This window comes from Salinilacustrithrix flava (genome assembly GCF_041228405.1).
GTDB classification, from domain to species: Bacteria; Actinomycetota; Acidimicrobiia; order Acidimicrobiales; family Salinilacustritrichaceae; genus Salinilacustrithrix; species Salinilacustrithrix flava.
This window is the reverse complement of record NZ_CP133888.1, coordinates 3,610,456-3,627,513: the sequence shown is the minus strand read 5'-3', so window position 1 is coordinate 3,627,513 and position 17,058 is coordinate 3,610,456. Positions and strand designations below refer to the sequence as shown.

General features: G+C 71.1%; 19 protein-coding genes. 9 read left to right on the top strand and 10 right to left on the bottom strand.

The genetic code is table 11. The features are described 5' to 3' along the window. Positions 1-50: 50 nt before the first annotated feature. The 6 genes from ehuA to RGQ06_RS17775 form a co-directional block, all read right to left on the bottom strand. The gene (ehuA, locus tag RGQ06_RS17800; protein ID WP_432430067.1) at positions 51-869 is read right to left on the bottom strand and encodes an ectoine/hydroxyectoine ABC transporter ATP-binding protein EhuA; all 819 of its coding nucleotides are present in this window, start codon (positions 867-869) and stop codon (positions 51-53) included. Continuing rightward, the gene (ehuD, locus tag RGQ06_RS17795) at positions 856-1,695 is read right to left on the bottom strand and encodes an ectoine/hydroxyectoine ABC transporter permease subunit EhuD (protein ID WP_432430066.1); all 840 of its coding nucleotides are present in this window, start codon (positions 1,693-1,695) and stop codon (positions 856-858) included. Before ehuD ends, ehuA begins: the two co-directional genes overlap by 14 nt. Then, positions 1,692-2,429, bottom strand: coding sequence for an amino acid ABC transporter permease (locus RGQ06_RS17790; protein ID WP_432430065.1), 738 nt, complete (start codon positions 2,427-2,429; stop codon positions 1,692-1,694). The genes ehuD and RGQ06_RS17790 overlap by 4 nt, the downstream gene beginning before the upstream one ends. 101 nt (positions 2,430-2,530) lie before the next feature. Next, positions 2,531-3,463: a transporter substrate-binding domain-containing protein gene (locus RGQ06_RS17785; RefSeq protein WP_432430064.1), complete on the bottom strand. Its 933-nt coding sequence runs from the start codon at positions 3,461-3,463 to the stop codon at positions 2,531-2,533. Between the two features lie 249 nt (positions 3,464-3,712). After that, positions 3,713-4,873, bottom strand: a complete 1,161-nt coding sequence (locus RGQ06_RS17780; protein ID WP_432430063.1) for an acyl-CoA dehydrogenase family protein — start codon at positions 4,871-4,873, stop codon at positions 3,713-3,715. A 5-nt stretch (positions 4,874-4,878) separates the two neighbouring features. Next, a complete protein-coding gene (locus RGQ06_RS17775; RefSeq protein ID WP_432430062.1) occupies positions 4,879-6,513 on the bottom strand; it encodes a glutamate--tRNA ligase in 1,635 nt (544 codons plus the stop codon). 32 nt (positions 6,514-6,545) lie between these two features. On the opposite strand from RGQ06_RS17775, the gene RGQ06_RS17770 reads away from it, so the two are divergent. After that, positions 6,546-8,234: a glutamine--tRNA ligase/YqeY domain fusion protein gene (locus RGQ06_RS17770; protein ID WP_432430061.1), complete on the top strand. Its 1,689-nt coding sequence runs from the start codon at positions 6,546-6,548 to the stop codon at positions 8,232-8,234. A 41-nt stretch (positions 8,235-8,275) separates the two neighbouring features. On the opposite strand, the gene RGQ06_RS17765 is transcribed toward RGQ06_RS17770, so the two are convergent. After that, on the bottom strand, positions 8,276-8,803 hold the full coding sequence (locus tag RGQ06_RS17765) for a protein-tyrosine phosphatase family protein (RefSeq protein ID WP_432430060.1): 528 nt from the start codon (positions 8,801-8,803) through the stop codon (positions 8,276-8,278). 48 nt (positions 8,804-8,851) lie between these two features. Here RGQ06_RS17765 and RGQ06_RS17760 point away from each other — a divergent pair, with 48 nt between their 5' ends. Next, a complete protein-coding gene (locus tag RGQ06_RS17760; protein ID WP_432430059.1) occupies positions 8,852-10,120 on the top strand; it encodes a cytochrome P450 in 1,269 nt (422 codons plus the stop codon). On the opposite strand, the gene RGQ06_RS17755 is transcribed toward RGQ06_RS17760, so the two are convergent. Beyond that, entirely contained in the window at positions 10,107-10,685 is a 579-nt protein-coding gene (locus RGQ06_RS17755; RefSeq protein ID WP_432430058.1) for a disulfide bond formation protein DsbA, read from the bottom strand. The two genes, RGQ06_RS17760 and RGQ06_RS17755, sit on opposite strands and share 14 nt — an antisense overlap. A gap of 104 nt (positions 10,686-10,789) precedes the next feature. Here RGQ06_RS17755 and RGQ06_RS17750 point away from each other — a divergent pair, with 104 nt between their 5' ends. The 3 genes from RGQ06_RS17750 (at position 10,790) to RGQ06_RS17740 (ending at position 13,394) form a co-directional block, all read left to right on the top strand. Next, positions 10,790-11,530, top strand: a complete 741-nt coding sequence (locus RGQ06_RS17750) for a sulfite exporter TauE/SafE family protein (protein ID WP_432430057.1) — start codon at positions 10,790-10,792, stop codon at positions 11,528-11,530. A gap of 71 nt (positions 11,531-11,601) precedes the next feature. After that, positions 11,602-12,126 carry a hypothetical protein gene (locus tag RGQ06_RS17745; protein WP_432430056.1) on the top strand — a complete coding sequence of 175 codons (525 nt, stop codon included), beginning with the start codon at positions 11,602-11,604 and terminating at the stop codon, positions 12,124-12,126. Further along, complete coding sequence (locus RGQ06_RS17740) at positions 12,123-13,394, top strand: pyridoxal phosphate-dependent decarboxylase family protein (RefSeq protein ID WP_432430055.1); 1,272 nt, start codon at positions 12,123-12,125, stop codon at positions 13,392-13,394. The genes RGQ06_RS17745 and RGQ06_RS17740 overlap by 4 nt, the downstream gene beginning before the upstream one ends. A gap of 7 nt (positions 13,395-13,401) precedes the next feature. Here the strand turns inward: RGQ06_RS17740 and RGQ06_RS17735 are convergent, their stop codons facing one another. After that, positions 13,402-14,058 (bottom strand): DedA family protein, encoded by a 657-nt coding sequence (locus RGQ06_RS17735; protein ID WP_432430054.1) that lies wholly within the window; start codon positions 14,056-14,058, stop codon positions 13,402-13,404. Positions 14,059-14,212: 154 nt separating this feature from the next. On the opposite strand from RGQ06_RS17735, the gene RGQ06_RS17730 reads away from it, so the two are divergent. After that, positions 14,213-14,533: a DMT family transporter gene (locus tag RGQ06_RS17730; RefSeq protein WP_432430053.1), complete on the top strand. Its 321-nt coding sequence runs from the start codon at positions 14,213-14,215 to the stop codon at positions 14,531-14,533. A gap of 24 nt (positions 14,534-14,557) precedes the next feature. Continuing rightward, a complete protein-coding gene (locus tag RGQ06_RS17725; protein ID WP_432430052.1) occupies positions 14,558-14,896 on the top strand; it encodes a hypothetical protein in 339 nt (112 codons plus the stop codon). Positions 14,897-14,920: 24 nt separating this feature from the next. Here the strand turns inward: RGQ06_RS17725 and RGQ06_RS17720 are convergent, their stop codons facing one another. Beyond that, entirely contained in the window at positions 14,921-15,193 is a 273-nt protein-coding gene (locus RGQ06_RS17720) for a hypothetical protein (RefSeq protein WP_432430051.1), read from the bottom strand. A gap of 80 nt (positions 15,194-15,273) precedes the next feature. Here RGQ06_RS17720 and RGQ06_RS17715 point away from each other — a divergent pair, with 80 nt between their 5' ends. After that, positions 15,274-16,557 (top strand): cytochrome P450, encoded by a 1,284-nt coding sequence (locus RGQ06_RS17715; protein WP_432430050.1) that lies wholly within the window; start codon positions 15,274-15,276, stop codon positions 16,555-16,557. Between the two features lie 56 nt (positions 16,558-16,613). Next, positions 16,614-17,012, top strand: coding sequence for a Zn-ribbon domain-containing OB-fold protein (locus RGQ06_RS17710; RefSeq protein WP_432430049.1), 399 nt, complete (start codon positions 16,614-16,616; stop codon positions 17,010-17,012). The last annotated feature ends 46 nt before the right edge of the window (positions 17,013-17,058 follow it).

Sequence of the window (17,058 nt, the reverse complement as noted above, 5' to 3'; positions counted from 1 at the left end):
ACTTCCCCGGACCCACCGCCAAGCCTAGAAGCCAGTTGCTCAGCAGTCTCCTAGTGCTCGCGCACCGCGCCGAGGAAGGAGCGGGTGCGCTCCTCCCGGGGGTCGTCGAGGATCTGGGCGGGCGGGCCCTCCTCCACGACCGCACCGGCGTCGAACATCACGACCCGGTCGGCGACCTCGCGGGCGAAGCCCATCTCGTGGGTGACCAGCATCATCGTGGTCTTGCCCTCCTCGGCGATCTGGCGCAGCACCTCGAGCACGTCGCCGACGAGCTCGGGGTCGAGCGCCGAGGTCACCTCGTCGAAGAGCATCACCTTGGGCTCGGTCGCCAGCGACCGGGCGATGGCGACCCGCTGCTTCTGGCCGCCGGAGAGCTGCCCCGGCGTCTGGTTGGCGGCGTGGGCGAGGCCGACGCTGTCGAGCAGCTCCATGCCCCGGGCGCGGGCCTCGTCACGGGACTTCCCGTGCACCTTCACCGGCGCCAGCATGATGTTCTCCAGCGCGGTCATGTGCGGGAACAGGTTGAAGTGCTGGAACACCATGCCGATGTCGGAGCGGACCGAACGGATGTGCTTCTCGCTGGCCGGCTTGAGCCCGTTGCCGTGGGGCTGGTGGTAGAGGTGCCGCCCGCCGACCTGGATCGTGCCGGCATCGGGGCGCTCGAGCGTCATGATCACGCGCAGGATCGTGGTCTTGCCCGACCCGGAGGGGCCGATGATGACGACCCGCTCGCCGGGTTCGACGTCGAGGTCGAGCTCGGCCAGCACCTTGTTGGGCCCGAAGGCCTTGTCCACCCCGCGCATGCGGACGGCGGCTGCGCCCTTGGCGGAGATGTCCCGGTCGGGGGCCGTGGTCTCAGGTGCGCTCATATGCGATCTTCCTCTCGAGTCGGCGGACGGCCCAGGCGGCCGGGATGCTCACCAGCAGGAATCCCACGCCGGCGAGGATGTAGGGCTCGGTGGGGCGGAAGTCGGAGCCCCGCACGGTGTTGGCGAAGAACAGCAGCTCGGGCACGCCGACGATGAAGCCGAGGGGTGCGTCCTTGAACGCGGCCACCAGGAAGTTGCCGAGCGAGGGCAAGACGTTGGGGATGGCCTGGGGCAGGATCACCCGCAGCCACTTCGTGGTGGAGCCCAGGTTGAGGGCGGTGGCTGCCTCCCACTGGCCGGGCGGCACGCTGTTGATGCCGGCCCGGTACGCCTCGGAGCAGTAGGTGGCGTAGTGGATGCCGAGGACGACCACCAGGATGGTGATCGGAGACCAGGACAGGGAGTCCGACGCCCGCACGTACGCCTGCGCGAAGAACAGCTGCACCAGCAGCGGCGTGGACCGGATGAACTCGATGAACGCGACGAACGGCCAGCGCACGAACCGGTTCCCCGAGCGGCGACCGAGGGCGAGCAGCAGGCCGAGCACGGCTGCGATGGTGAAGCCGAGCACCGTGGCCTTGGCCAGCACCTGCAGGCCCTGCCACATGAGTGGCACCAGGTGCCAGAAGTACATCCAGTCGAAGTTCTCGCTGCCCTTGGCCGTGAGCCGGGTCCGGAAGAACGACTTCTCCTCCACGGCCACGATGAGCATCGTGTAGCCCAGCGCGACGAGGATCAGCGGCACGACGACGTCGGTGCGCCGGTACCAGGCCCGGTGGGGCCGGTACTGGACCTCGTCGCTGGTCGTGGGCTCGGTGGCGGTCACTTGGTCACCCCCGGGATCGGCGCGCTGGGTGCCGCCGGCACCTCGGCGTCACCGCCCCGGTAGCGGCTCTCCACCCGCCGCTCGGCGAGGCGGAACAGCACGGCGATGATCTGGGACAGCAGGAAGTAGATGAGCAGCACGTTGACGTAGAGCACCGTCAGGTCGGCTGCCGACTGGGTGAACAGGCGCTGCTGGTTGATGAGCCGCGTCGCCTGCATGATGTCGGTGACGCCGATGAGGCTGACCAGCGCCGTCCCCTTGAGGATCTCGATGGTGAGGTTGCCCATCGGCGGCAGGATGAGCCGCATGGCCTGGGGCAGGATCACGTGGCGGAGCCGCTGGGTGGGGCTCAGGTTCAGCGCGATGGTGGCCTCGGTCTGGCCCTTGGGGACGGCCTGGATCGAGCCGCGGACGATCTCCGCGCCGTAGCCGCCCATGTTGATGCCGAGCGCGATCGAGGCGAGCAGGATCAGGGACTGCTGCTCGATCTCGAACAGGATCGGCACCGCGATGGCGATGACGAACAGCAGCACGATGGAGGAGATGCCGCGGGCGACCTCCACGTAGGCGAAGGCGACCCCGCGCACCCACTGGCGGCTGGAGAGGCGGGCGACGCCCACCACGAGGGACAGCGCCAGGCCGAGCAGGAACGAGTACGCCAGGATCTGGAGGGTGACCAGCGCCCCTTCCCAGATCAGCTCGTACTGGCTCGAATCGAGCAACCAGCTGTCCATCGCGTCCTCGCCCTCGCAGGTGTGCGGTCAAGCATGAGTCGACCCGGACCGGGCGGCGCCGTCAAGCACCGCCCGATCCGGGTCGGCGTGTTCCGATCCGATCAGGACCGGGCGTCCACCTGGCGCTGGACGGTGGCGGCCGTGCCGGTCACGGCGTCGACCTCACCGGCCTCGAGCGCGGCGTACATCGAGTCGATGTCGGCGAAGACCTGGAGCTGGTCGTCGGGGATGCCGGCGTCCTCGGCGTAGCCGACCTCGACGGTGCCGGTGGCGACCGCGAGGGTCAGGTCCGGGTTGTCGACGAAGGAGTTGTAGTCGACGATGCCCTCGGGGTTGCCGGCCGGGACGGCGAGGCCCTCGGCGATGCAGTAGTCCGGATCGGAGAACAGGATCTGCTCGGCGCGCTCCTCGTTGATGTACATGCCGGCGGCGATCAGGTCGTACTGGCCGGCCTGGAGGCCACCGATGAGCTGGCCGAACTCGACCACGTTGGCCTCGACCTCGGTGATCCCGAGCTCGGCGAGCACGGCCTTGGCGACGTCGGGGGCGATGCCGGTGGCCTCGCCGTCCTCGCCGGTGAAGCCGAAGGGGACCTCGTTGGCGATGCCGATGGTGATGGAACCGGCTTCCTGCAGCTCGGCGAGCGTGCCCGAGCCGGACTCCATGCCCGCGTTGGCGTTGGAGGCGATGTCCGACGCGCTGAGCTCGTTGGCCTTCTCGACGTCGGCCTCGGAGAAGTCCTCGTAGCCGGTGATGATGTCCATCGTGGTGCCGTCCTCGCGGAAGGCGTTGAGCTGCTCGTTGAAGGCCTCGTAGAAGTCGCCGTCCTCGAGCCGGAAGCCGTAGCCACCGCAGGGGAGGACCTCGTTGCCTTCGGCATCGACGGGGAAGAAGGGCTCGACGGCCTCGATGCTGCCCGAGGCCTGCTCGCCGTCGTCGCTGTCGGTGTCGGTGTCAGCACTCGTGTCGTCGGTGCTGGTGTCGGTGTCGTCGTCGTCGCCGCAGGCGGCGACGAACATGGCCAGGGCGGCCATGAGCGCGATGAGTCGTAGCCAGGGGGCACGAGTTCGGGACATTGAGGCAGGCATCTGCTTCGCTCCGTTCGTTGGGTTGTGTGTCCCCGGACGGCCTGCGCCGAGGCGGGCCCCCGATCGCACCCGAAGGAGACCAGCGACTCGACTCGACACCGAACGCAGACGTGCCGCGACGGCCCGGGACGGCAACACCCCTAGCACGCGATTTCCGATCTGACACGGATCGCAACACAACCGCAGTGAACGGGCTCAGTAGCTCCGGGGCAGCCCCAGGACGTTCTGGGCGATGAAGTTGCACGTCATCTCCTGGCTCACCGGGGCCAGCCGCTGCAGCCGGGCCTCCCGCCAGTAGCGCTCCACGTGGTACTCGGTGGCGTAGCCGAGCCCGCCGTGGGTCTGCACCGCCTGGTCGGCCGCGAACCAGCTGGCCTCGGCGGCCAGGTACTTGGCCGTGTTGGCCTGCTCGCCGCAGGGCAGATCGTGGTCGTAGCGCCACGCTGCGTCCCGCATGACCGCCTTCGCCGCCGCGAGCTGCATGTGGGCCTGGGCGAGCGGGTGGGCGATGGCCTGGTTGGCGCCGATGGGCCGGCCGAACACCTCGCGCTCGCCGGCGTAGGCCACCGCCCGGCGCAATGCGGCCTCGCCGATGCCGCAGGCCATCGCGGCGAGCAGGATCCGCTCGGGGTTCAGGCCGTGGAGGATGTGGCGGAACCCCTGGCCCCGCTCGCCGACCATGCGCCACCCCTCGACGGGGAGCTCGTCGTAGGCGACCTCGCAGGAGGCCACGGCGTTGCGGCCGACCTTGGGGATGGGGGCGATGTCGCAGTGGGCCGGATCGAGGTCGACCAGGAACAGCGTGAGGCCGTCGAAGGTGCCGGGGCTGGCGTCGGTGCGGGCGAGCAGCAGGCACACCTCGGACTCGAGCGCCTTGGAGGTCCAGATCTTGCGGCCGGACACGACGAAGCCCCCGTGCCCGTCGTCGATCGCACGGGTGGCGATGCGGCTGGTGTCGGTGCCGGCGTCGGGCTCGGTGACGCCGAACGCGACGTGGAGGTCGCCCACCGCGGCTCGGGGCAGGAACGCCTCCTTCAGGCGCTCGCTGCCGAAGCGCACCACCGGGTTCAGGCCGAACATGGTCAGGTGCAGCGCGGTGGAGCCGTTCATGCACGCCCCCGACGCGGCCACCCGGTTCAAGACGATGGCGCCCTCGGCGATGCCCTGCCCGCCCCCGCCGTAGGCCTCGGGGATGCAGATGCCGACCCAGCCGCCCTCGGCCATGGCCCGGTAGAAGTCCCAGGGGAACTCGTGGCGCTGGTCCAGGTCGGACCAGTAGGCGTCGTCGAAGCGGGCGCAGACCGCGTCGACGGCCTCGGCGATCGCCTCGTGGTCGGGGTCGGGGCGGAGGTCCACCGGCGTCAGCCCGCCGGCGCGCCGACCCGGCGGCGGACCTCGTCGGCGCCGAGGACGCCGGCGATCTGGTCCAGGCTCGGGCTCTGCCCGGAGCCGGTCAGGGTCACCCGCACGATGTTGGACGCCTCGCGCATGGTGCCGTGGAAGGCATCAGGGTCGGCCTTGTACGCCTTGCGGTCGAGTGCGAAGCCGTGGCGCTCGGCGAGGCCGCGCACCTGGTCGAACCAGCCGGGGGAGGCGGTGTCGGGGTCGTAGCCGGCCACGAAGTCGGTGGTGAACGCGGCCACGACCTCGGGGGGCACACCGAGGAAGCGCTCGTCGGCCGGGTCGTCGACCAGCGCGAACAGCTCGGGGAAGAAGAAGCCGTACCGCTCGCGGAACACCGACCACTTCACGATGTCCTTGCGGACCCGGTCGGTGTCGACGCGGTCGACGTCGATGATGGCGAGCAGGTCGTCGCCCGTGGCGCGCAGCAGCCCGGCCAGCTCGGGGTCGTGCTCGTCGGCCCAGGCCAGCAGCCGGTCCCGGATGTCTGTCGCAGGCATCTGCGCGACGTAGTCGGCGGAGATGTCGTCGAGCTTGGGGATGTCGACCAGCGGGCCGGACGCGCCGAACTCCTCGAGGCGGAGGGGCTCGGCCGCGGCCTCCTCGAAGGGGAGATCGGCGAGCCGGGAGTTGGCCAGGCCGCGCAGGTAGTGGCGGACGGCGCCGACCGGGTACCCCTCGGCCATCCAGAAGTCGACCGATGCCTCCGGGTCCTTGCGCTTGGACAGCTTGCGCCGGCTCTTGCCCTCGCCCTTCATGAGCGGGGCGACGTGGGCGTAGCGGACCGGTTCGAAGCCGAGGGCATCGAAGAGCTGCAGGTGCAGGGGCACCGACGAGATCCACTCGTCGCCGCGGAGGACGAGGGTGACCCGCATGAGGTGGTCGTCGACCGCGTGGGCGAGGTGGTAGGTCGGCAGGGGGAGGGGCTCGGCGGAGCTCTTCAGCAGGACGACGTCGTTGCGGTTGTCGTCGGCCTCGATGCGGCCCCGGATCGCGTCGTCGAAGGCGATGCGGCCCGGTGCATCCGGTGCCCGGAAGCGGATGGTGAAGGGGAGGCCCTCGTCGAGCGCGGCGGTGACCCGCTCGGGCTCGGCGTCGCGCCACACCGCCCACTCGCCCCAGTAGCCGAGGTCGACCTTGGCGGCCTGCTGGCGCTCGGTGATGGCGGCCAGCTCGTCCTTCGTGACGAAGTCGGGGTAGGCGTGGCCGGACTCCAGCAGCGCTCGGACGAAGCTGCGGTAGATCTCGGACCGCTCCGACTGGCGGTACGGGCCCCACGGCGCATCGGGTCCCTCGGTGGGGTCGATGCCGAAGTGGGGGAACGCGCGGGCGAAGTGCTCGTCGGAGCCCTCGATGGCCCGGGCCTGGTCGGTGTCCTCGATCCGGACGAAGTAGCTGCCGCCGCTGCGCTCGGCCAGCTCCTTGGCCACCATCGCGGTGTACACGCCACCGATGTGGAGGAAGCCGGTCGGGCTCGGGGCGAAGCGGGTGACCTCGGCGCCGGCGGGGAGGTCGCGGGGCGGGTTGGCCTCCTCCCACTGCTGCGTGGGTGCGGTGTCGGGGAGGAGGCGGTCGAGCAGGTCGGCAGGAAGCATGAGGAGCGAAGGTTAGGTGCCAGCATTGGAGGGTGACCCCGTCCCCCCACGACGAGCCGATTCCGACGGAAGGTCCCAGCGACTTCATCCGGGAGAAGATCGACGCCGACCTGGCCGCCGGCCGCTTCGACCGGGTGCAGACGCGGTTCCCGCCGGAGCCCAACGGGTACCTCCACATCGGCCACGCCAAGTCGATCTGCCTCAACTTCGGCCTCGCCGAGCAGTACGGCGGGCCGTGCCTGCTGCGCTTCGACGACACCAACCCGGTCGCCGAGGATCCCGAGTACGTCGACGCCATCATCGACGACATCCGCTGGCTCGGCTTCGAGCCGACCGACGTCGTCCACGCCAGCGACTACTTCGACCAGCTCTACGCCTGGGCCGAGGAGCTCGTCGGCAAGGGCCTGGCCTACGTCGACGACCAGGACGCCGAGACCATCTCGGCCCAGCGCGGCGGCTTCGGCGAACCGGGCATCGAGAGCCCGTTCCGCGACCGCACGCCCGAGGAGAACCTGGGGCTGCTCCGCCAGATGCGCGACGGCGCCTTCGCCGACGGCGAGAAGGTGCTGCGGGCCAAGATCGACATGTCGGCGTCGGTGATGACCATGCGCGACCCGGTGCTGTACCGGATCCGCCGGCTGCCCCACCACCGCACCGAGGACCGCTGGGTCATCTACCCGACCTACGACTGGGCCCACGGGCAGTCCGATGCCATCGAGGGCGTGACCCACTCGCTGTGCACGCTCGAGTTCGCCGACCACCGACCGCTCTACGACTGGTGCCTCGAGCACCTCGAGCTGCCCAACGACAGGCCCGAGCAGACCGAGTTCGCCCGCCTCGGCCTCACCCACACCGTGATGTCCAAGCGCCTGCTGCGCCAGCTGGTGGAGGACGGCGTGGTCGACGGGTGGGACGATCCCCGCATGCCCACCATCCGCGGCATGCGCAAGCGGGGCTACCCGCCGGAGGCGATCCGGGCCTTCATCGACGAGATCGGCGTCGCCAAGACCAACTCCACCGTGGAGATCGAGCTGCTCGAGTCCCACGTGCGCCGGCACCACAACGCGCACGCCCTGCGCCGCATGGCCGTGCTCGACCCCGTGAAGGTGGTCATCACCAACTGGCCCGAGGGTCAGGTGGAGCACGTGGAGGCGGTGAACAACCCCGAGGACGACGCCGCCGGCACCCGCCAGGTCCCCTTCAGCGGCGAGCTGTGGATCGAGCGCGACGACTTCATGGCCGACCCGCCGCCGAAGTACTACCGCCTCACCCCGGGCCGGGAGGTCCGCCTGCGGGCCGGCTACTTCATCACCGCCACCGACGCGGTCACCGATGCCGACGGCAACGTCACCGAGATCCACGCCACCTACGACCCCGAGACCAAGGGCGGCCAGGCCCCCGACGGGCGCAAGGTGAAGGCCACGATCCACTGGGTCTCCGCCGCCCACGCCGAGGACCTCACCGTCCACCTCTACGAGCGCCTGTTCACCGACAGCCACCCCGGCGCCGAGGGCGACGCGTTCGACTCGTTGAACCCGGCGTCACGGGAGACCGTGGAGGCCAAGGGCGAGCCCGCCCTCGCCGACGTCGCCCCGGGCGAGGTCGTCCAGTTCGAGCGGCTCGGCTACTTCGCCGTCGACCCCGACGACACCCGCACCCTGCACCGCACCGTCGGCTTGCGGGACGAGTGGGCCAACATCCAGAAGCGGAAGTCCAAGTAGCGGTTGCTGGCGACTGGTTCGGCCGCTTCCTGTGTTCCGACTCATCTCGCGTTGCGCTGGGCGCCTGCAATGGCTTGGAGGAGCTCCTCCTGTGCGCCGGCCTCGGGGCCTGCACCGGGGCGGCTGGCGGCGACCTGGGCCACGGCTTCGTCGACGGTCGTGCCCCTGGTGATGAGCACCGCTGCTGCGATGGTGCCGGCTCGGCCGATGCCGGCGCCGCAGTGGGTGAGCACGGTGCGGCCGGCGTCGAGGTGCTCGACCAGTCCCTCGACGAGCGCGATGGCGTCGTCGAGCGGGGGTGCGTGCAGGTCGGGGACCGGTGCCCACCAGGCGCGGGGATCGGTGCGCAGCCAGGCGACGTAGTCCGGGTAGCGGGCCTCGAGCTCGTGGCGCTCGTTCAGGCAGAGCACGACGTGGGCGTCGACGCGGGCGACGGTGGCCTCGACGTCGGGACCGATCAGGTGCTTGCCGCACAGCCACAGGGCACCCGGGGCGCCGGGCACGGGGACCCGGTCGATGCCGCCGTTGCGGGAGCGCTCGCTGCTGCGCCACGCCGTCACCCGTCCCACGTCGGTGACGCTACCGTCGGTAGCCGTGACGACCCAGGGGGAACCGACATGACCGCAGTGGACGACCACGCCAGCGACGTGCAGCAGCAGGGCGACGGGGTCCTCGCCGACCTGTTCTTCACGCCGGAGGGCATCGCCGACCCCGCCCCCCTGTACCACCGGCTGCGGGAGCTGGCGCCGGTGCACCGCAGCGGCACCGGCACGATCTTCCTCACCCGCTTCGACGACTGCAACGAGGTGCTGCGCGACAACCGCTTCGGCAACGGCGACAGCAACGAGGGCCTCGGCCTGCCGAGCGCCGATCCGGCCACCGATGAGTTCCGCCGTGACCAGCGCCGCCGCATGGCCGACCGCCCCCAGTCGCTGCTGTTCCTCGACCCACCCGACCACACCCGCCAGCGCCGGCTCGTCTCGCGGGCGTTCACGCCCCGGCGGGTCGAGAAGATGCGGGGCACGATCGCGGCGCTCGCCCGCCGCTACGTCGACGACCTGGCCGAGGCGGGGGAGGGCGACCTGCTCGACCTCGTCGGCTTCCCGTTCCCGGTGTCGGTGATCGGTGCGCTCGTCGGCGTGCCCGAGGCCGATTGGCCGAGGTTCCGCTCGCTCATCACCCGAGGTGCGGTCGGCATCGAGCCCACCGCCTCGATCGAGGAGCTGCGCGACGGCGAGCAGGCCAACACCGAGACCTGGGAGTACTTCGTCGACCTCGTCGCCGAGCGCCGGGCCCGACCCCAGGACGACCTGCTCTCGGACCTGATCCGGGTCGAGGAGGAGGGCGACCAGCTGAGCGAGGCCGAGGTCATCGTCGTGGCGATCCTGATCTTCGCCGCGGGCTTCGAGACCACGACGAACCTCATCGGCAACGGGACGGCGGCGCTGCTGCGCAACCCCACCGAGATGGCTCGGCTGTGGTCCGACGAGACGCTGCTGCCGACCGCGGTGGAGGAGATGCTGCGCTGGGACTCGCCCGTGCAGTTCGACGTCCGTCGAGCACTGCAGCCCGCGGAGGTCGCCGGCGAGCCGGTGGGGGAGGGCACCGCGGTGGTGACCCTGCTCGGTGCCGCCAACCGCGATCCCTCGCACTTCAGCGATCCGGACCGCTTCGACGTCGGCCGGGACGAAGGCCCGCCGCTGTCGTTCGCCGCCGGCATCCACTACTGCCTGGGCGCCAACCTCGCCCGCGCCGAGGGGCAGGAGGTCTTCCGGGCGATGCGCGACCGCTTCCGCACAATCGAGCTCGCCGGTGCGCTGGTGCAGCGACCCCGCACCACCCTGCGTGGCTACGAGGCCGTGCCGGTGCGGGTCACCCCGCGCTGATCGTCGGTGGGTCGCCGAAGTCGGGCTTCTCGGTGCGGGTGCGCTTGAGCTCCCAGAACCCGGGGACGCTGATCATCGTGCGCAGCGCATCCCACAGCTCGAGCGAGGTCTCGGTGTCGGGCACCCGGGTGATCACGGGGCCGAAGTAGCCGGCCCGGTTCCCGTGCTTGTCGTCCATGGCGATGATGGGCGTGCCGACGTCGTCGCCGCAGAGGGCGAGGCCGATGTCCATGCGGGTGCGGATCTCGGCATCCCAGGCGTCGTCGTCGAAGGCCTTGGCGTGGATCACGTCGAGCCCGACCGCGTCGAGCGCATCGGCGACGTCGAAGTCACGGTCCTTGTCATGGTGGATGCGCCGGCCGTACTCCAGGTACAGCTGCTCGACGTCGCCACCCTCGGACCGGACGGACTCGAGCACCCGGAGCAGCCGGTGGGTGAACCACACGGGCTCGTGGTACTCGGACCCCTCCTCGGGCTCGTTCTTGAAGAACAAGCTGATCGGCTGCCACGTGACCTGCAGGTCACGGGCCGGTGCCACCTCGTCGACGACCCAACGGGCCGTCACCCAGCACCACGGTCAGATGGGGTCGATCCAGAACTCGATGTCCACCGCCGCAGTGTGCCGCCTGAATCGGCCGTTGCCACCGCGCCTCCGTAGCGTGCCTCGCCGTGACCGGTGCCGAGATCGCCGTGGTGCTGGGTGCCAGCCTGCTCGGCGCGTTCGTGAAGTCGGTGACCGGCATGGGGTACCCGCTGCTGGCGGTGCCGCTGATCGCGCTGGCCCTCGGCATCGAGGACGCCGTGGTCATCGTCTCGGGCCCCAACGCCGTGGCCAACTTCGTGCTGTGCTGGCAGGCGCGCGGCGGCCGATCCGAGACCCGGGACCTGCCGGTGCTCGTGGGCACCAGCTTCTTCGGGGCCTTCCTCGGCACCTTCCTGCTGGTGACCGTGCCGGAGGACCCGCTGCTGATCTTCCTGGCCGTGACGATCGTGGTCTACGTCGTCAACTACCTGCGGAGCCCCGAGCTGCGACTCCAGGAGGCCACCACCCACCGGTGGTCCCCGGTGGTCGGCTCGCTCGCGGGGGTCATGCAGGGCGCGCTCGGCGTGTCGGGCCCGGTGGTGGGGGCGTGGATGCACGGCTACCGGCTGACCGCGCAGGCCTACGTGTTCAGCGTGACGATCATCTTCGGCGTCGCCGGCTCGGTGCAGCTGGTGCTGCTGGCCGCCAGCGGCCGGTACACGGCCGAGCGCCTCGGGGTCTCGGTGCTGGCCCTGATCCCGGTGCTGCTCATGGTCCCGGTGGGCACGCGGTCCCGGGCCCGCCTCGGCGGGCGGGGCTTCGACCTGGCGGTCCTCGGCGTGCTGCTCGCGTCGGGCGCGGCGCTGATCGTTCGGGTGCTGAGCTGAGCACGGTTAGGGTCGTCGGCGGGCCCGCCCGGACGGCGCGGGCGACGGACGACCCCGAGGGAAGGCTTCCGATGCACCGACGACTCCTGGCCGCGCTCGCGGCCGGCGCCCTGCTCGTCACCGCCTGCGGCGACGACGACACCGGCAACGCCGGCAGCGGCGACGACGAGTACGTGGAGGCCATGGCCGCCTCGATGCAGCAGGACGAGGACCTGCCCTTCGCCGAGGCCGACATCGACTGCCTCTCGCGCGAGTTCGTCGAGGCCCTCGGTGGCGCCGAGCGCCTCGAGTCCGAAGGCATCACCCCCGAGGACCTGAGCAGCGACGAGGGCCTCGACGACCTCGGCCTGGAGCTGGGTCAGGAGGAAGCGGACGGCATCGCCGCCTCCTTCGGCAGCTGCGACGTCTCGCTGGCCGAGCTGGTGCTCGCCGAGGCCGGGGAGGACGTCCCCGCCGAGGTCCGCGACTGCGTCGAGGAGAACCTGGACGAAGACGTCCTGGCCGAGTTCTTCGCCACGGTCCTGGTCGACGAGGAGACCGGCGACGAGCCGCCCGAAGCGCTGCTCGAGCCGCTGCTCGCCTGCTTCCAGTCATGACCGCCGACCGCACCCGTGGGCTGGCCTCGGAAGGTCGACCGGTCGACGACGTCATCGCCGACCTCGCCGCGAAGCGCGACGACGACGTGCGCTGGCGCGACGGCCGCACGTTCGGGCTGGTGTTCGACGGGGGGCCCGGCGTGCACGAGGCCGCCGAGCGGGCCGCGATGCTCTACCTGCACGAGAACGCCCTCAACACCATGGCGTTCCCCTCGCTCGGCCGGATCCAGTCCGAGGTGGTGGGCTGGACCGCCGACCTCCTCCACGGGCCGGACACCGCCGCCGGGTTCCTCACGAGCGGCGGCACCGAGTCCATCCTCTGCGGCGTGAAGGCGGCCCGCGAGCGGGGGCGCACCGAGCGGGGCATCACCGCACCGGAGATGATCGTCGCCGAGAGCGCCCACGCCGCGTTCCACAAGGCGGCCCACCTGTTCGGGATCACGCTGCACAAGACCCCGGTGCGCGACGGATGGACGGCCGACGTCGAGGCCATGGCCGAGCACGTCAACGCCAACACCGTGCTCATCGTCGGCTCGGCGCCCCAGTACCCCCAGGGCGTCATGGACCCGATCCCCGAGATCGCCGCGCTGGCCGCGTCGGTCGACGCCAACTGCCACGTCGACGCGTGCATGGGCGGCTTCGTCCTGCCCTTCGCCGAGATGCTCGGTCGCCCCGTGCCACCGTGGGACTTCCGGGTTGAGGGCGTGTCGTCGATCTCGGCCGACATCCACAAGCTCGGCTACGCCCCCAAGGGCGTGTCGGTGATCCTGCACCGCACCAAGGAGCTCCGGGCGCACCAGACCTTCGTCTTCGATGGGTGGCTGGGCGGCTTCTACGCATCCCCGAACCTGCAGGGCACCCGCTCCGGCGTGCCGATGGCGGCGGCGTGGGCCGTGATGCAGCACCTCGGCGTCGACGGCTACCAGGGCCTCACCCGCACCGTGCTGGACAACGCCGATGCCATGCGCGCCGGCATCCGGGCGATCGACGGGCTCACCGTGCTCGGCGATCCCACGTACCACCTGCTGGCGATCGCCCCCGATCCCGACGCCGCCGACCCGATCGACATCTTCGCCGTCGGCGATGCCCTGCAGCGGCGCGGCTGGTTCCACGATCGACAGAGCCCGCCGGACAACCTCCACGCCACGGTGTCCAACACCAACACGGGCGTGATCGAGGAGTACCTGGCCGCGCTGCGCGACTCGGTGGACGAGGTGCGGGGCGCCAGCACCGACGACCGCAGCACCGGGTACGCCACGCTCGAGTAGGTCCCGCTCAGCCCTCGTGGTCCACGGGCGGGAGATCGCCGGCGGCGGCGAGGCGCGGGCGGACGAACCGTCGCCACACGAACCAGCCGAGCACGCCGCCGATGGCGAGGACGACGGCCCCCTGGAACAGGCCGACGATGTCGCCGACCCGCTCCCAGCGCTCGCCCAGGACGGCACCGGCGGCGATCAGCGCCGTGTTCCACATCGCGCTGCCGATCGCGGTCAGGACGGTGAAGCGGACCGGCGACATGTGGCGGAAGCCGGCCGGGACGGACACGACGGAGCGGATCAGGGGCACGCACCGACCGATCAGCACGGCGGCGTCGGCCCGGCGGTCGAACCACTCCTCGGCCCGGTCGAGGTGGTGCTCGCGCACGCTGAACCAGCGGCCGAAGCGGACGATGAAGGCACGCAGCCGCATCGGACCGATCCCGGCCGACACGCCGTAGAGCACCCAGGCACCGACGACCGATCCGGCCGTGGCGGCGAGGATCATGCCGACGACGTCGGCATCGCCGCGACCGGCGACGAAGCCGGCGAGGGGCAGGACCACCTCGGACGGGATCGGCGGGAAGACGTTCTCGAGGGCGACGAGGAAGGCGACGCCGAGGTAGCCCAGTGCGTCGACCACGTCGGTGACCCAGGTGACGATGTCGTCCAGCAACGGTCCTCCGCTCGGCCAGGTCCGGTGAGCGTAGGTGGGGCGATGTCGATTCCACCCACCCCGGGTATCGTCGGAGCCCGCTGGGCGGAGCAGGTCCGCCGCCGACGAGGGTGTCCCGTACCGGCACGGCGAAGACGGGGCTCAGGAGCGTTCCATGGCCTGGCCACTGCTGATCGTCGCGGGGTTGCTCGAGGTGGCGTGGGCGTCGGTGCTGCCCTCCACCGAGGGCCTGACCCGCCTCGGACCGACGCTCGCGTTCCTCGGGCTGCTCGCCGCCAGCATGGTGGCGCTGGCCAAGGCGGCCGAGGTGATCCCCATCGGCACCGCCTACGGCGTCTGGGTGGGGGTGGGCGCAGTCGGCGCCGCGATCGTGGGCATCGTGGCGCACGGCGACCCGGCCACACCGGCCCGGGTCTTCTTCCTCGCCCTGCTCGTCGCGTCCATCGTCGGCCTGAAGGTGACCGGCGCGAGCTGACACCCGGCCGCGCGACGATGGCGCATGGTCCTCAAGCGCTGGCGACGCGACCGCGACGGCGGACTGCCGGGAGGTCGTGGCATCCCGGCCCCACCGTCGGATCCGGCCGGCGGGCGTGGATCCCGCCGGCGACGGGACGAGCCCGCTCGCCCGGAGCTCGTCGAGATCACGGTCGGGTTCGACCGCTTCGAGGCCGGCGCGCTCGTCGCCCGGCTGGAGGCGAGCGACATCCCGGTGCGCCTCCTGACCATGGACGACCACGGCCTGGTCGTCGGGATCGCCGCCCGGCACCCGCACCGCATCCTGATCCGGGCCGACGACGAGGACCGGGTCCGAGCGATCATGGAGCGAACCGGACCCTGACGCGGCTCGACCCTGCCGACTGGTTCAGGCGACGACCAGCTCGCCGTAGGTGTTGCACAACCCCGATGCCACGACGGCGAGGGCGGCGCCCACCACCAGCCACGCCACCTTGCGTCGCCAACCCTGCAGCTGGCCGCCGCTCGGGGCCGGCATGTACCAGTCGGGGAGGAGGCCGCCGCCGCGACCGTCCGGATGCCACGGCTCGGCGTCCGCAGGCAGCGGCGCGTCCGGATCACCGAACACCGCGAGCCGCTCCAGCTCTTCGTCCAGGGACGCTGGCGACGACGGATCGAGCACGCGCCCCACGGTAGGGGGACGCCGCCAGCGGCACCGGTCGGCACTTGGTCACATCTGTTGCCAGTGAGCAGAATCGGCCCATGACGACCGAGTCGACCGCCGCCCCCCGCTTCGACATCGCGCAGCCCGAGTTCTGGCGCCGTCCGCTCCAGGACCGGATGGACGACTTCGCCGCCATGCGGGCCCAGGGCCCGTTCTGGGACTCCGAGATCCCCGACACCATGGGGATGCTCGACGGCCCCGTGCCGTTCCACGCGGTCACGACCTACGACGAGGTCGTGGAGATCAGCCGCAAGCCCAAGCAGTTCTGCTCGGGCCAGGGCGCGGTCGCCATCCCCGACATGCCGGCCGAGGCGCTGGAGTTCTTCGGCTCGTTCATCAACATGGACGACCCCCGCCACGCCCGCCAGCGCGGCATCGTCTCCCGGGCCTTCACCCCCCGCCGCCTCGAGTCGGTCCTCGACTCGGTGCAGCACATCTGCGACGAGGTCATCGACGACTTCTGCGAGAAGGGCGAGGTCGACCTCGTCGAGGCCATGTCCGCCCCGTTCCCGCTGCTCGTGATCTGCGACATGATGGGCATCCCCCGGTCGGAGTTCAAGACCGTCTTCGACGCCACCAACATCATCCTCGGCGGCGGCGACCCCGAGTTCGTGGGCGACGACGTCATGGGCGCCCTCTTCGGCGCCGGCATGACCCTCACCGGCCTGCTGCACGAGGTGGCCGAGGACCGGCGCAAGAACCCCAAGGACGACCTCACCACCGCGCTCATCACCGCTGACGTCGACGAGCAGATGATGACGCCCGAGGAGCTGGGCCCGTTCTTCATCCTCCTGGCCGTGGCCGGCAACGACACGACCCGCACGGCGATCAGCTACGCCATGCAGTTCCTCACCGAGCACCCCGAGCAGCGCCGCATCTGGCAGGACGACCTCGAAGGGGTCACCCCCACCGCGGTCGAGGAGATCGTGCGCTACGCCTCCCCGGTGGTGTTCATGCGCCGCACGGCCACCGAGGACGTCACCCTGGCCGGCCGGGACTTCTCCGCCGGCGAGCGCTTCGTCATGTTCTACGGCGCCGCCAACCGCGACCCGGCCCACTTCGAGAACCCCGAGGTCTTCGACGTGCGACGTGACCCGAACCCCCACGTCGGCTTCGGTGGCCCCGGTCCGCACTTCTGCCTCGGCGCCCACCTCGCCCGCCGCGAGCTCGCCGTGGCGTGGCGCCAGCTGCTCACCCGCCTGCCCGACCTCGAGGCCGCCGGCCCGCCCGAGTACCTCGAGGCCGCCGGCATCCCGCTGGTGGGCGGCATCAAGCGGTTCCCCGTCCGGTTCACGCCCACCGAGAAGGTGGGACGGGCCTAGATTCCCATCATCACGGTCGCGCCGGGGACGCGCGGCCACCACCTGACAGGAGCTCCGTGGCTACAAAGACCCAGATCCCGATCGTGGACTACCTGGTGCTGGGCGATGACCCGCACCTGGAGGCCACCGAGTGCACCTCGTGCGGTGCCCGCTACTTCGACCGGCGCAACGCGTGCGCGTCGTGCTTCGGCACCGACTTCACCACGGTCGACGTGCCCACCGAGGGCACGCTGCGCTCGTTCACCATCGTGACCTTCGCCGCACCCGGCGTGCCCGTGCCCTTCGTGGCCGGCATCGTCGACGCCGGCGGCACGAGCGTGCGCACCAACATCATCAACGTCGAACCCGATGACGAGCACGTGAAGCTCGGCATGCCGGTGCGCCTGGCGACCTACTCGCTGGGCACCGACGACGACGGCGTCGAGGCCATCGGCTTCGGCTACGAACCGTGCTGATGGCGGTCTGCTCCGCAGCGCCGCGTGCCGCCTTCTCGCTGGCGCT

Coding starts and splice junctions, on each gene's coding strand:
- RGQ06_RS17745 (WP_432430056.1), top strand. CDS start 11,602: ATGCACCGACGACTCCTGGCCGCGCTCGCGGCCGGCGCCCTGCTCGTC.
- RGQ06_RS17730 (WP_432430053.1), top strand. CDS start 14,213: ATGGCCTGGCCACTGCTGATCGTCGCGGGGTTGCTCGAGGTGGCGTGG.
- RGQ06_RS17785 (WP_432430064.1), bottom strand. CDS start 3,463: ATGGCCGCCCTGGCCATGTTCGTCGCCGCCTGCGGCGACGACGACGAC.
- RGQ06_RS17790 (WP_432430065.1), bottom strand. CDS start 2,429: ATGGACAGCTGGTTGCTCGATTCGAGCCAGTACGAGCTGATCTGGGAA.
- RGQ06_RS17760 (WP_432430059.1), top strand. CDS start 8,852: ATGACCGCAGTGGACGACCACGCCAGCGACGTGCAGCAGCAGGGCGAC.
- RGQ06_RS17775 (WP_432430062.1), bottom strand. CDS start 6,513: ATGCTTCCTGCCGACCTGCTCGACCGCCTCCTCCCCGACACCGCACCC.
- ehuA (WP_432430067.1), bottom strand. CDS start 869: ATGAGCGCACCTGAGACCACGGCCCCCGACCGGGACATCTCCGCCAAG.
- RGQ06_RS17740 (WP_432430055.1), top strand. CDS start 12,123: ATGACCGCCGACCGCACCCGTGGGCTGGCCTCGGAAGGTCGACCGGTC.
- RGQ06_RS17715 (WP_432430050.1), top strand. CDS start 15,274: ATGACGACCGAGTCGACCGCCGCCCCCCGCTTCGACATCGCGCAGCCC.
- RGQ06_RS17725 (WP_432430052.1), top strand. CDS start 14,558: ATGGTCCTCAAGCGCTGGCGACGCGACCGCGACGGCGGACTGCCGGGA.